At 69.8% G+C, this 13,173-nt stretch carries 10 protein-coding genes; 7 read left to right on the forward strand and 3 right to left on the reverse strand.

Translation table 11 applies throughout. The annotated features are described in order from the left end of the window. Positions 1–10: 10 nt before the first annotated feature. From PX653_RS24095 to PX653_RS24120, 6 genes are read left to right on the forward strand one after another with little or no spacing between them, the layout of a single operon-like run. On the forward strand, positions 11–631 hold the full coding sequence (locus PX653_RS24095; RefSeq protein WP_277415204.1) for a DUF4159 domain-containing protein: 621 nt from the start codon (positions 11–13) through the stop codon (positions 629–631). Positions 632–650: 19 nt separating this feature from the next. Next, positions 651–1,643 carry an AAA family ATPase gene (locus PX653_RS24100; RefSeq protein WP_277415205.1) on the forward strand — a complete coding sequence of 331 codons (993 nt, stop codon included), beginning with the start codon at positions 651–653 and terminating at the stop codon, positions 1,641–1,643. A 6-nt stretch (positions 1,644–1,649) separates the two neighbouring features. Next, entirely contained in the window at positions 1,650–2,552 is a 903-nt protein-coding gene (locus PX653_RS24105; protein ID WP_277415206.1) for a DUF58 domain-containing protein, read from the forward strand. After that, positions 2,549–3,547: a hypothetical protein gene (locus PX653_RS24110; RefSeq protein ID WP_277415207.1), complete on the forward strand. Its 999-nt coding sequence runs from the start codon at positions 2,549–2,551 to the stop codon at positions 3,545–3,547. The genes PX653_RS24105 and PX653_RS24110 overlap by 4 nt, the downstream gene beginning before the upstream one ends. Continuing rightward, positions 3,531–5,573, forward strand: coding sequence for a hypothetical protein (locus PX653_RS24115; protein WP_277415208.1), 2,043 nt, complete (start codon positions 3,531–3,533; stop codon positions 5,571–5,573). Before PX653_RS24110 ends, PX653_RS24115 begins: the two co-directional genes overlap by 17 nt. Continuing rightward, complete coding sequence (locus PX653_RS24120) at positions 5,570–7,150, forward strand: hypothetical protein (protein ID WP_277415209.1); 1,581 nt, start codon at positions 5,570–5,572, stop codon at positions 7,148–7,150. The genes PX653_RS24115 and PX653_RS24120 overlap by 4 nt, the downstream gene beginning before the upstream one ends. A 191-nt stretch (positions 7,151–7,341) precedes the next feature. Here PX653_RS24120 and PX653_RS24125 read toward each other — a convergent pair whose 3' ends face one another. After that, on the reverse strand, positions 7,342–7,983 hold the full coding sequence (locus tag PX653_RS24125; protein ID WP_277415210.1) for a pyridoxamine 5'-phosphate oxidase family protein: 642 nt from the start codon (positions 7,981–7,983) through the stop codon (positions 7,342–7,344). Between the two features lie 90 nt (positions 7,984–8,073). On the opposite strand from PX653_RS24125, the gene pdxR reads away from it, so the two are divergent. Beyond that, positions 8,074–9,588, forward strand: a complete 1,515-nt coding sequence (gene pdxR / locus PX653_RS24130; RefSeq protein WP_277415211.1) for a MocR-like pyridoxine biosynthesis transcription factor PdxR — start codon at positions 8,074–8,076, stop codon at positions 9,586–9,588. A 40-nt stretch (positions 9,589–9,628) separates the two neighbouring features. On the opposite strand, the gene PX653_RS24135 is transcribed toward pdxR, so the two are convergent. Continuing rightward, positions 9,629–12,109 (reverse strand): TonB-dependent receptor plug domain-containing protein, encoded by a 2,481-nt coding sequence (locus tag PX653_RS24135; RefSeq protein ID WP_277415212.1) that lies wholly within the window; start codon positions 12,107–12,109, stop codon positions 9,629–9,631. A 269-nt stretch (positions 12,110–12,378) separates the two neighbouring features. Continuing rightward, positions 12,379–13,137 (reverse strand): spermine/spermidine synthase domain-containing protein, encoded by a 759-nt coding sequence (locus tag PX653_RS24140; RefSeq protein WP_277415213.1) that lies wholly within the window; start codon positions 13,135–13,137, stop codon positions 12,379–12,381. Positions 13,138–13,173 lie beyond the last annotated feature (36 nt).

The following is a 13,173-nucleotide window of genomic DNA, read 5'->3' on the forward strand; positions in this document are numbered from 1 at the left end:
GGAACCGCACGTGCCGGCCCACGATTTCTACTTCACGCGCCTGACCTACGAGTCGGGCGACTGGGACGTCGACATCCGCATGCCGAGCAACGTGCTCAATTCCCTCGTCGAGTACACGACGCTGAAGGTCGATACGGTCGAACGGATCGTCGCGCTGTCGGATCCGAAGATGCTGGAGGCGCCGTTCTGCTACCTGGCCGGCCACAAGCTGGTGCAGTTCACGGCCGCGGAACGGAAGAACTTCGAGCGCTACGTCAAGGGCGGCGGCTTCGTCTTCGTGGACGACTGCAACCACGATATCGACGGCCTGTTCGCCAAGTCGTTCGAAGCGGAGATGGCGCGCATCTTCGGCGCCAGGGCGCTGCACAAGATCCCCAACACGCATCCGCTGTACTCGTGCTTCTTCCGCTTTGACGGCCCGCCCAACACGGGCATGGAGCTGAACGGCTGGGGCGACGACCTGGTGCACGAGTACCTGCAGGCCATCGAGGTCAAGGGCCGCATCGGTGTCCTGTACAGCAACAAGGACTACGGTTGCGAATGGGATTACGACTTCCGCAACAAGCGCTGGCTGGCGGTCGACAACACCCGCTTCGCGGTCAACATCATTCAATACGCATTGGGAGCCTGAAGGCATGGCGGAAAGCGGCATGAACACGCAATGGAACGAACAGGAAATCGCGGCGCTGACGGACAAGGTGGCGGCGCTGCGTGCCAGCATGGGCCAGGTCATCGTCGGCCAGGCTGACGTCATCGAGTCGCTGATCATCTGCCTGCTGGCCGGCGGCCACGCGCTGGTCGAAGGCGTGCCGGGACTGGGCAAGACGCTGCTGGTGAAATCGCTGGCGCAGGCCACCGACATGCAGTTCCGCCGCGTGCAGTTCACGCCGGACCTGATGCCGTCCGATATCGTCGGCACCGAGATCCTGGAGGAGGACACGGCCACGCGCAAGCGCGAATTCCGCTTCCAGCAGGGGCCCGTGTTCACGCAGGTACTGCTGGCGGACGAGATCAACCGCGCGCCGCCGAAGACCCAGTCGGCGCTGCTGGAGGCGATGCAGGAACGCGCCGTCACGTTCGCCGGCCAGACGCACCGGCTGCCGAGGCCGTTTTTCGTGCTGGCCACCCAGAACCCGATCGAGCAGGCCGGCACGTACCCGCTGCCGGAAGCGCAGCTGGACCGCTTCCTGCTGCGCATCGACGTGGGCTACCCCAGCGAGGACGAGGAGATCGCGATGGTCTCCACCACCACGCATGGCGCGCTGCATGATGCGCCGGCGGCCATGGACGTGGCCGCGCTGCTGCGCCTGCAGGCGCTGGTACGCGATATCGAAATCGGCGAGCACCTGGTGCGCTACGCCACCCGCCTGGTACGCGCGACGCGGCCGCGGGAAACGCTGGTGGACGCGGTGAAGAAGCACGTCGGCTGGGGCGCCGGTCCGCGTGCCGGCCAGGCGCTGGTGCTGGCGTCGAAGGCGCGCGCGCTGATGCATGGCCGCCTGGCCGTCACGCGCGAGGACATCGGCGCGCTGCTGCTGCCCGTGCTGGCGCACCGCGTGCTGCGCAACTTCGAGGCGGAGGCGGACGGTATCGCGATGGCCGACATCCTGGCGCACCTGCTGGACCAGATCAAGCCCGCATAAGCTGCGATGTTGTCCACGCCCGCGCTGCTGGCGCATGCCGCCAAACTCGATCTCGTGATCCGCCACGTGCTGGCAGGGCTCGGCCATGGCATCCATGCGGGCCGCGAGCGCGGGGCCGGGGTCGAGTTCTCCGAATACCGCGCCTATGCGCCCGGCGACGAGTGGCGCCGCGTCGACTGGAAGCTGCTGGCGCGGGCCGACCGCTATTACGTGCGCGAGGCGGAGCGCGACAGCCACGTCGCGGCCTGGCTGTGGCTCGATGCCAGCGCGTCGATGGCCGAACCCAGTTACGCCATCCAGGGCCTCGACAAGCTGTGGTACGCCCGCACAGCGCTGGCCTGCGTGGCGGCCATCGCCCAGCGCCAGGGCGATGCGTTCGGCCTGGTCGTCTGTGGCGATGGCCGGGCGGAAGTGACGCCGGCATCGCGTGGGCCGCGCCAGTTGCAGCGGGTGCTGGCAGCGCTGGCGCGCACGTCCGCCAGCGGCAGTTTGCCGGCAGAGGAAGGAATGAGGACGGCGCTGCGCATCGCCGCCGCGCCGGCCGTCGTGTTCGCGGCCAGCGACTGCCTGGACTGGCCGTCGCCGCTGTCCGAAGCGCTGCAGCGGCTGCGCCACCTGCGCCATGACGTCAGGCTGCTGGCGCTGCGCACGCAGGCCGAGGTGGATGGCAGTTTTCCGTCCGGCGTGGCCTATCGCGAACGGGAAGCGCTCGCCGCTACCGCGCTGCACCGCTTGCTGCCGACGGATCGCGAAGCGTACCGCGAGCGGGTCTTCCAGCATTTCGACGGTGTCGCGGCCCACTGCCGCCAGCACGACATCGTGCTGGCGCAGGCGCGCATCGAAGAGCCGCTGGAAGCGGTGCTGCGGGGCTGGCTGCGCCCGCCCGCGGGCCGGGGAGCGCGCCGATGACGAGCCTGCAGCCCTGGTGGTGGGCCGCGCTGCCGGTGTTGCTGCTGCCGCTGTGGTGGCATCGGCAGAAGCGACAGCGCACGGCGGCCGAACTGCTGGCGACGGCCCGGTTCCTGCCGTCGTCCGCGCCGCAGCAGCGCCGCATCTGGCGCTGGACCGGGATCCTGTTGCTGCTCGCGCGCCTGGCCCTGCTGCTGGCCCTGATCGCCTGGCTGGCCGTTACCGTGTTCCCCTGGCGCGGCGACGCCGTGCTGGTGGCGCCGGGCCTGGCCGCCGACTGGGTCGAGCGCGAGGTGGCGGCGGCCGGCATGGCGGAGGCGACGCGGCTGCAGCCGGCCGGAGCCCCGCTGGACTGGTTGCGCGACAACGAACACGAATGGCGCGCGGACGCCCGCATCCTCGTGCTGGCACCCGCAAGCGACATGCCGATGCCGGCACGGCCACCACGCTTCGGCCATGCCGTCACGGTACGGCTGGCGCCGGCCGCACCGATGCCGCGAGCGGTACATCGCGTCGTCGTGGCGGCGCCTCCTGAACGGCTGGCCCGCTGGCAGGCATTGTTCGCTGCCTTCGGTGCCGCCGGCGAACGCTATGAGCTCGCCGCCGTGCCGGATGACCGGACGGCGCTGGTCGTGTGGGACCAGGCCGGCCAACCGCCGGCGGCCTGGCGTGGCGCGCACTGGTGGCGCGGCGGTCCCGTGGCCGGCCAGCGCGTGCCGGCAGCCGGCCTGCAACTGGGCTATGCCGATACGGCGCAGGGGCGCGTCTGGACCGGCATGCCCTGGCCGCCCGCGGGCGCAGCCCAGGCGGCGGCATTGCACGGAGCCTGGCAGGCGCTGGCGGCCACGCCGGTGCCGTATCCACTGCCGGCGGCGGCGCTCGCCCCGGCACGTTCCGTACCGGTGCCCGGCGGCGCGCGTGCGGCCTGGTGGCCCTGGCTGCTCGCCGGGCTGTTCCTGCTTGAACGGTTGCTGACCCATGCACGGCGAAGCTGACCTGGGCGGCGCCATCGAGCGTGGGCTGTGGCGCGCCGTCGTGCGGCGTCGACTGCCATGGTGGCTGGCCCCGACAGTGCCGGCGCTGGCCGCATTGCCCGCGTCCTGGCCGGGCGGTACGGCCCTGCTGGCCGCCGCCGTCGGCTGGGCCGCATGGGATGCGCGCCGCTGGCGCCGCCGCACGGCCGCGCAATGGCCGCAGTGGCTGGACGATGCGGTACCGGCGCTGGAGGACAGCAGCCGGTTGCTGGCGACGGCGCCGGTATCGCCGCTGGCGCGCCTGCAGCAGGCCCGCCTGGCCGCGCGGTTGGCAGCTGCGGTGGGGCCCGTGCAGTTCGACGCCATCGCGCGGTCGAAATCGCAGCGCGACTGGCTGCCGCTGGCACTGACAGCGCTGGCTGCGGCCGCGCTGTGGCTCGTGCCGGTTGCGCGCCATGGGCAGGTATCGCCAGGACCCCTGCCGGCACGCACGGCGCCACCCGCCGCGGCCACGTTCACCCTCAAGGTAACGCCACCGGCGTACACAGGGGCGCAGCCGTACCAAACCGCCCCGCGCGATTTGCAGGTGCCGCGCTACAGCAGCGTGGACTGGTGCGCCACCGGCGCCGCGCGCATCGAACTGGGCGACGGCACCGAGCTGCCGGTCGCGGCGGGCGGCTGCGCCTCGTGGCGGGCTTTGGAGACGGTGTCGTGGCGCAGCGGCAGCGTGCGCCACGACATCCGCGTCACGGCGGACCAGCCCCCCACGGCGACCGTGGCCGCTCCCGTGGAAGCGGTGCAGCTGCTGGCACCCGGCACGGCCGCGGTGCGCATCGCGGTGGCGGCGCGCGACGATCACGGTATCGCCCGCGCCACCTTGCACCTGACGCTGGCGCGCGGCAGCGGCGAGAACATCCGCTTCAGCGACCGCGAGATGCCGCTGCCCCAGGGGCGCGACCCGAAGCGGCGCGACTGGCAGAAGGACTGGACGCTGGCGGAGCTGGGCATGGAGCCGGGCGACGAACTGTACTTCTTCGTGCGCGCCACCGACAACGACCCTGAGCATCCGCACACGGTGCAGTCGCCCACCCACACGCTGCGCCTGCCGGGACCGGAGGCCGAGGCGGTGGAGTCGTCGGCGCTGCCCAGCATGGTGAAACCGGAAAACCTGCGCAGCCAGCGCCAGATCATCATCGACACGGAGCAGCTGGTGGCGGACATGCGTCGCAAACTGCCAGCCGTCGTCGTACGCGAGCGTAGCGAAGGCATCGCGGCCGACCAGGCGCAACTGCGCCGCCGCTACGGCCAGTTCCTGGGCGAGGAATCGACGTTGTTCGGCGACGAGCACGAGGAACATGGCGAAGCCCACGCCGGGCACGAGGGCCATGACGAGCATGAGGAAGAAACCGGCAAGCCGATGAGCGCGAACACGAACCTGGCCGCGCAGTTCGGCCACGCCCACGACATGGAAGACAACGCGACGATCTTCGACCCACAGACCAAGGCCGTGCTGCGGCGCGCCCTGGCGGCCATGTGGGATGCCGAGAAGGCGCTGCGCGCCATCGCCCCGGCGACGGCGCTGCCACCTGAGTACAAGGCGCTGGCCGCGATCAAGGAACTGCAGCAGGCCGAACGCGTCTACCTGCACCGCGCCGCTTTCGAACCACCGGCGATCAAGGAGGACAAGCGCCTGAGCGGCGACGCGGCGGGCGCGGCCAGCTACCGGCGCGCGCAGGCGCGGGATTCCCTGGCCGATACCGGCCCGGCCGACGTGCGTGCACTGGCGCAGGCGTTGTCCGGCGACGGCGCGCTGCCGGCCCGCTGGAGCAAGGGTGCACTGGAAGTGCTGGCAAGCCTGCCGGCGGACGAACAACGGCTGGCGGCGCAGCGCGCCGTACAGGACGTTGCCGATGGCTGCATGCCGTGCCGCGGCACGCTGCGCGCGTGGCTGCGTGCGACGTTGCCGGCGACCCCGGTCCTGCAGGCGCGGCCCGAGGCCGAAACGGCGTTCAGCCGTGCCTGGCACGCGGCGGGAGGGCGGCCATGACGCCGCTCGCCATTGCCGCCATTGCTACCGGCGCCGCCAGCGCCGCCTTGTACTTGCGCCGGCGCCGCTGGCTCGACGCGGCATTGGCAACGACGGCCGGCTGCGCGCTGGCCGGGTTGCTGACGCTGCCATCCGCGGCCACGCCCGATGTCGACGTCCTCACGGTCACGGACGACACGGTCGCCGCGGACGTGGTCCGGGCGCGCGGCATCGCCGTGGCGGGCCACGGCCTGTTCGAGGCGCAGTGGCGCGACCTGCCGGCGCGGCCGCTGGCCTGGCAGGCGCCGCGCGATGAGCTCCTGTGGCTGGACTTTCCCCGCACCGTGGCGCTGGGCCGGGCGTTCGCCCTGACGGCGCGGCGTAGTGCCGCCCCTGGACCCTGGCGCCTGCAGCTGCTGGCGGAGAATGGCGCCGTGCTGCACGAGACGAAAGGCGAAGGCCCGCAATTGACGGTGCAATGGCTGCCACCGCTGGCCGAGCGGATGGTACTGCGTGCCAGGCTGCTGGACGGCGCCGGCAAGACGCTGCACGAAGGCCCCGTTCCCTTGACGGTCGTGCCTTCAGTGCCGCTGCACGTGCTGGGCCGCTTCGGCAGCGCATCGTTCGACACGCGCGTGCTGAATGAGTTGCTGGCCGCCAGCGGCGCGCAGCTCGACTGGCGGACGGTGCTGGGCAAGGCCGTCACCCGCAGCGAAGGCGCGGCATCGATGACGGCCCCCGCCAACGCCGCCGTCATCGATGCCGCCTGGTTCGAGCAGCAAGGCGGCGCCGGGCGCGCCGCGCTGCTGGCCCAGGTGGCACAAGGCATGCCGCTGCTCGTCCTGGGAGGCAATGCCGCCACGCCGGCCGTTTGGCGCGAGGCGCTGGCGCTGCGCCTGGTGGAGCAGTCGGCGACGACGGAACAGGAAGATACGCGCCACGTGATGGCGGGCGATACGGTGCTGGCGCTGGCGCCCGCGGCATGGCATCCCGTTGCCAGCGCCGACTGGACGGTGCTGGCCGCCGACCGGGCCGGCAAACCCTGGGCCTGGCAGCGGCCATGGCGGCAGGGCCGCGTCGCCTGGCTGGATGTCGCCGGCTGGCACCGCCACGCGATCACGGCGCCGGCCGGCGTGGCGCTGTGGTGGCAGGAGGTGCTCGATCTGGCCACGCGCGGCAGCCCCACGCAAATCGGCTGGGTGCAGCCGGACCCGCTGCCGCTTCCCGGCCTGCGCACGGAACTGTGCGCCCATGGGGTGCGGCCGGGCAGTGCGTTGACGGTGGACGGGCACGGCACGCTGACGTGGCAGGCACGCGCCGACCGGGGCGGGGCGGTCTGCGCCGCGTTCTGGCCGCGCCAGCCCGGCTGGATCGCCGCGCGCGCGGGCAAGGAGACCGTCGATACCTTTGTGTATGCCGCCACCGACTGGCCGGCGTGGCAGCGCGCACTGCGCCACGAGGCCACGCAGCGCTATGCCGCCCGCGCGCTGCCCGGCGCCGTGCGTACCGGGGCAGCGACGGCTGCCTGGCCGGCATGGCCGTTCGCGCTGCTGCTGGCGGGTTCGTTGCTGGGACTGTGGTGGCGCGAGCGCCGCTGAGGCGCTGATACCAAGCACCAGGGACAGGCACCAATGCCGCCAAGTTAAGACCGTAAGCCACCCCTACGGCGGAGGGCCGGGGTCGGACCCGCCGGGTCCGACCCCGGTTCCTGGTCCTGGGTCGAAGGATAAGCCAGCGGCTCGCCGACCGATAAGCCTTGACTTGGCGGTGCCTGTCCCCACGGGTTGCCTCAGCCGACCCAGGCCTTTACGTAATCCGGTGCCGCCAGCGTACAGCCTTCCTCGACCACCGGCGCGCGCCGCGTCGTCACCAGCGGCAGCACGCCCGTCCAGACGGCGATGCCGAGATCCTCATCCTCGTCCTTCGGCGGCCCCGTGCGGGTCTTGCAGGCCGCCTCCGCCAGCGCGATGCGCATCACCGTGGTGGCGTTGTACTCCTTGTCGTTGCCGGCGCGGACTTCCACCTGCCGGCCCGGCACGATGTGCTCCATGAACGCTTCCATCGCCACCCGTTTATGCGCGTCATCGACCGCCTCGAAGCGGCCGTAGATCATGGCCGAGCGGTAGTTCATCGAGTGGTTGAACGCCGCGCGGGCCAGCACCAGGCCGTCCACGTGCGTGATCGTCACGCAGCATTCCTGTTCCTGCAGGCGCTTCAGCATGCGGCTGCCGTTCGAGCCATGGATGTACAGGTAGTCGCCGATACGCCAGCAGGCGGTGGGAATGCAGTGGCTGCCGTTGGCGTCGCCAAAGGCGATATGGCAGACGTAAGCGCTGTCGACAATGGCGTGCAGCAAGGCGGTGTCGTAGGACGCATACTCGGCGACGCGCTTGACCTGCGTGCGGGGCGTGGGGGCGGAAGGCTTGTTCATGATCTCCATTCGGTTGGTTGAGCCCGCAATATAATGGCTGCGTTGGCCCCTGCGACAGGTCCAGGGGCGCCAAATTCGATGGAGCCACGGATGGATTACGCCCTGCTGTTGTCAAGCTTCGACCGCGAGCACGGTCATCCCACCTGGCCGCGCCAGCGGTTGCTGCACGAATGCCTGCGCTGGGCCATCCGCGACGGCACGCTGGCAGCGGGCACGCGGCTGGTGGCCACGCGCACGCTGGCGGCCGAGCTCAGCATGGCGCGCAACACGGTGCTGTACGCGTACGAGCAGCTGGCCAGCGAAGGCTTCGTCGTGCCGGACCGGCGCGGCACCGTGGTGGCGTCGCTGGCGCCGCTGGCCCCGGTATCGGGCCGGCGCAAGACGGCGCCGGTGCCACAGGCGGGCCTGTCGCGGCGGGCGCGCGACCTGCGCCACGTCAGCAACAGTGCCAGCGACGGCCTGCCGTTCGTGCCCGGCGTGCCCGACCTGGCCAGCTTCCCGCTGGCGCTGTGGCGCCGCCTGCTGGACCGCGCCTGGCGCAACCTGACGCCGGCACAGCTGAACTACAGCGACCCGGCCGGGGTGCCGGCGCTGCGCGCAGCCATCTCCGACCACCTGCGCGCCTCGCGCGGCGTTGTCTGCGAGACGGCGCAGGTATTCATCACGGACGGCAGCCAGAGCAGCCTCGATCTGTGCGCGCATGCATGCGCCGACGCCGGCGAGACGGTGTGGATCGAGAACCCGGGTTACGGCGGCGCGCTGGCCGCGTTCCGCGGCGCGGGCCTCGTCATCGAGGGCATCGACGTCGACGACGAGGGCATGGCGCCGACGGCGCACGACTGGCGCACGCGTACGCCGCGCCTGGTCTATGCCACGCCGTCGCACCAGTACCCGGTCGGCACCGTGCTGTCGCTGGCGCGGCGCATGGCGCTGATCGACGGCGCGCGCGCGTGCGGCGCCCTGATCGTGGAGGACGACTACGACAGCGAGTTCCGCCACGACGGCCCGCCGCTGGCCGCCATGCAGGGCCTGGCGCCGGATGCGCCCGTGCTGTACTGCGGTACCTTCAGCAAGACCATGTTTCCGGGCCTGCGCATCGGCTTCCTGGTCGTGCCGCCCGAGCTGGCGCCGCAGCTGGCCACGATGCGCGCGCAGTCCGCCGCCACGGGCCGCGTGGCCGAGCAGCTGGCGCTGGCGGAGTTCCTGACGAGCGGGCAGTTCGCACTGCACCTGCGTCGCATGCGCCGGCTGTACAAGCAGCGGCGCGATGCGCTGGTGGCAGCGTTGCAGCGCCACCTGGGCCGCATCGCCGTCGTCGATGGCGCGTCGGCCGGCATGCACCTGTCGCTGCGCTTCACGGAAGCGGGGTTGTCGGACGTGGCGGTGGTCGAGCGGGCACGCGCCGAGGGCATCGTGGTGAACGCCCTGTCGACGCATGCGGTGCAGGGCACGACGGCGTTCAATGGGCTGATGCTCGGCTACGCGCAAGTGCCGGCGGAGCGGATGGAGGAGCTGGTCAAGCGGCTGGCGGCGGTGATCTACCTGGCCGCTTATGAGGCAAACAAGACGCAAGGGGCCAGGAAACCCCAGGGGACAGGCACCTGAAGGTGCCTGTCCCCGGTGTTGTTATGCCGCGGGGATCACGTCAGAACGCGTAATCGGCGCGCACGTACATCGACCGGCCGTTGATGCCGAAGGGGCAGGTTTCCCAGCAGTGCGTGAAGCCCAGTTGCGGGAACGGTGCCGCGCGCGTCTTGTCCCATTCGGTCGGGTAGGTGTCGAACACGTTGTTGATGCCGCCGGCGATGCTCAGCTTCTTCGTGAAGTTGTAGCGCAAGGTCAGGTCGGCGATCCACTTGGCGTCCCACGTCTGGATGAAGCCGGGCGTGAAGCCCTGGCCCTGCACCTCGCCGTAGTAGTTGGCGCGGGCGTTGACGTTCCACGGGCCGCGCGTGTAGTCGGCGGCCAGCACGTGGTGGCGGCGCGGCTGGCCGCGCTCGATCAGCGTGACCTGCGAGGCGTCGAACAGCTCCTCGCCCGACAGGATCGACGACGTCGAATGGCGGCCCGTCACTTCGGTCTTGTTGAAGCCCAGCTGCGCGGACAGCGTCAGCGTGGCGCCCGGCAGCGGCATCTTGTAGTCGGTGACGATGTCCAGGCCGCGGGTCGTCGTATCGACGGCGTTGGTGAAGAACTGCGCCTGGCCCACCTTCAGCGGATCCAGGATGGCGCCGACCGCGGCACCGTTGATCTCTTCCGAGATATTGCTGGAGAAGACGATGCGGTCCTTGATCTTGATCTGGTAGACGTCGGCCGTGAACGAGAAGTTCTGCATGGGACGCAGCACGATACCCACGCTGGCGTTGCGCGACGTTTCCTCTTTCAGGGGCGCGATGCCCAGCGCGCGCGTGACGGCGCTGTTCTGGCGTGCCGTCAGCGTCTCGGTCAAGACGCCGTCGGCGTTCAGGTTGGTCGACACGGAGCTGTAGAAGGCCTGCTGCACGCCCGGGGCGCGGAAGCCGGAGGAGTAGCTGCCGCGCACGCCGACCTGCTTGGACGGATCCCAGCGCGCCGTGATCTTGCCCGTCGTCGTGTTGCCGAAGTCGGAGTATTTTTCGTAGCGCACGGCGCCGGCCAGCAGCAGCTCGGGTGTCGGGCGGTATTCGAGGTCGCCGTACAGGGCGATGTTGTGGCGGCCGTCGTCCACTTCGGTCGACGGCGTGTAGCCCGGGAAGCCCTGCGTGCCCGAGGCCGCGATGCCGCCGAAGCGGTCGAAGATGTCGATGTCCGGATTGTTGGTACGGCCGTACTGGTACGACACCGGGTCGCCGGCGACGATCTGGTAGTTGTCCTCGCGCCATTCGAAGCCGGTGGCGAAGAACAGGTTGGCGCCGCCCAGGTTCAGCGGGCCCTTGAAGTCCAGGTTGAACGTGGTCTGGTCGAACTTCAGCTTGCCGGTGTCGGCTGCCAGAGGCGATTCTTTATAGGGACCGCTGCCGTCCGGCTTCGGCTCGTACCAGTAGCTGACGTTGACGGTGTTTTTTTCGGAGAAGGCCAGTTCGCTGCGGCCGTGGTTGATGCTGACGTCGGCCTTCCAGTCGTTCGGCAGGTCGCGGCGGAAGCCCACCGCCAGCGAGGCATCCTTGACCGTCGTGCGGATGTTCGGCAGGTAGCCGTTCTCGTAACCTTTGATCTCCGGCACCGTGCGGGCATCGTCGGCCGCACGGAAGAAGCCGGAGGAGTCGCCCTTGCGCTTGGAGGCACCGCCAAACGCGTAGAATTCGCCGCCGTTGCCGCCGAAGGGCAGGGCCGCGTTCAGCCACAGGTAGGCGTCCTTGGCGTCGCTGTCGCCGATGCGCTGCGTCACGCGCGGCGGGTTGGTGCGGGCCGTGTCGAGGCCGGCGCGGTTGGTTTCCTTGCGCACGCGGCCTTCGGCCGAGACGTTGATGAAGCCGCCATCGGTGCCCAGGGCCCAGCCGCGGTTGACGCTGCCGGAGTAGTTGTCGCCGTCGCCTTCGGACGTGGTGCCCAGCTGGCCGGACAGCGCGGTCTCGTTGACGTTCGACTTCAGCACGATGTTGATGACGCCGGCGATGGCGTCCGAGCCGTACTGCGCCGCCGCGCCGTCGCGCAGCACTTCGATGTGGTGGATGGCCGACAGCGGGATGGCGTTGATGTCGGTACCGGCCGAGCCGCGGCCCACCGTCTGCTGCACGTTGACGAGCGCCTGCTGGTGGCGGCGTTTGCCGTTGATCAGGACCAGCAACTGGTCGGGGCCCAGCGAGCGCAGGGTGGCGGGACGGATGATGTCGGTACCGTCACTGATGAATGTCGAGGAGAAGTTGAACGACGGGTCCAGCGTCTGCAGCAGCTTGCCCAGCTCCAGCGGGCCCGCGTTCTGCATGTCCTTCATGTTGATCAGGCCAACCGGCGCGGCCGTATCGAGCGCCGTCTTGGCGGCCGAGCGCGAACCCAGCACGACCACGGTCTGCTGTTCGGATGCCGCCGGCGTGGCGCTGGCAGGCGCGGTGGCGGTATCGACGGTCTGGGCATGGGACTGCGCCGCCAGCAGCAGGGCGGCGCCGGCCAGCAGGGTACGGCGGAAGGCTGGGATGGTCTGCTTCATGTCTCTCGTTCTCTCTCGTGTAAGCGGTGGTGGCGCAGAAATTTCGGACGGGACCGTGTGTCCGGGCTTACCGATACTAACCGCCGGTTCTGGGAGCGAACAGGGTGATAAAAGCATACTGTTGCGTACTTTGTACGCCTGGCAAATTTTGCGTGCTTTATTGCCAAATGTGCCGTACTCTAATCGGCCTCATGGGGTTGCCGGTGCCCGGTTTACCCCGCCGGCGCGGCATTTTTACGACACTTCCACGGCTGAGTAGCCGGCCACTTTTATTGTTGATCCTGCATCCAGGATTTCAGGCCGTTGACCCAAGCCTTGGCGGGCAGGTTGTACTGCTTGCGGATCGCCGCGGCGCGCTCGTACAGCACGGAAAAATCGAGGACCGGTGCGCGCTTGAAGGCGATGACGACGATGTTCGCGTCGTGGACCTCCGGCAGCCAGACGACGGCATCGAAGGCCAATTCCATGTGCTGCAGGTTCTTGTCGTAGTTGCTGAAGTCGCCGAAGACGTTCGCCGTCATGATGCCGTCGTCGCCCAGGCAGTCGGCGCAGGCCCGGTAGAACTCGGGCGTGTCCAGCACGGGGCCGCGGGCCTCTTCGTCATACAGGTCGACCTGCAGCACGTCCACCTTGCCGTGATTGGCAGGGTCGTTGACGAAGTCCAGCGCGTTCATCTCGCGCACGTTTAGGCGCGCATCGTTCGGCGGCAGGCCGAACAGCGATTCGCAGATGGCGATGACGTTGGGATTGAGTTCGGCCGCGCTGACGCGGGCATGGGGGAAACGGTGGTAGCAGAACTTGGTCAGCGCCGCGCTGCCCAGGCCGAGCTGGACGATTTGGCGCGGGTCGTCGTTGAACAGCAGCCACATCATCATCATCTGCACGTATTCGAGCTCGATGGCATCGGGCTTGGACAGCCGCATGGCGCCCTGTACCCAGGAGGTGCCCAGGTGGAGCGAGCGTACGCCCTGGTATTCGGTGATGGTGGCGGGAGGGTGACCGGGTTGGTCGAAACGTCGGTTCGGCATGGGCGACAGTTTACCAGTGGACGTAAATACCAGCGG

The organism is Pseudoduganella chitinolytica (assembly GCF_029028125.1).
Classification (GTDB): Bacteria; Pseudomonadota; Gammaproteobacteria; order Burkholderiales; family Burkholderiaceae_D; genus Rugamonas; species Rugamonas chitinolytica.

What these genes read in the sequence shown, in the direction of transcription:
- PX653_RS24100 (WP_277415205.1), top strand. Translation starts at nt 651, where the DNA reads ATGAACACGCAATGGAACGAACAGGAAATCGCGGCGCTGACGGACAAG.
- PX653_RS24105 (WP_277415206.1), top strand. Translation starts at nt 1,650, where the DNA reads ATGTTGTCCACGCCCGCGCTGCTGGCGCATGCCGCCAAACTCGATCTC.
- PX653_RS24110 (WP_277415207.1), top strand. Translation starts at nt 2,549, where the DNA reads ATGACGAGCCTGCAGCCCTGGTGGTGGGCCGCGCTGCCGGTGTTGCTG.
- PX653_RS24115 (WP_277415208.1), top strand. Translation starts at nt 3,531, where the DNA reads ATGCACGGCGAAGCTGACCTGGGCGGCGCCATCGAGCGTGGGCTGTGG.
- PX653_RS24120 (WP_277415209.1), top strand. Translation starts at nt 5,570, where the DNA reads ATGACGCCGCTCGCCATTGCCGCCATTGCTACCGGCGCCGCCAGCGCC.
- PX653_RS24125 (WP_277415210.1), bottom strand. Translation starts at nt 7,983, where the DNA reads ATGAACAAGCCTTCCGCCCCCACGCCCCGCACGCAGGTCAAGCGCGTC.
- pdxR (WP_277415211.1), top strand. Translation starts at nt 8,074, where the DNA reads ATGGATTACGCCCTGCTGTTGTCAAGCTTCGACCGCGAGCACGGTCAT.
- PX653_RS24135 (WP_277415212.1), bottom strand. Translation starts at nt 12,109, where the DNA reads ATGAAGCAGACCATCCCAGCCTTCCGCCGTACCCTGCTGGCCGGCGCC.
- PX653_RS24140 (WP_277415213.1), bottom strand. Translation starts at nt 13,137, where the DNA reads ATGCCGAACCGACGTTTCGACCAACCCGGTCACCCTCCCGCCACCATC.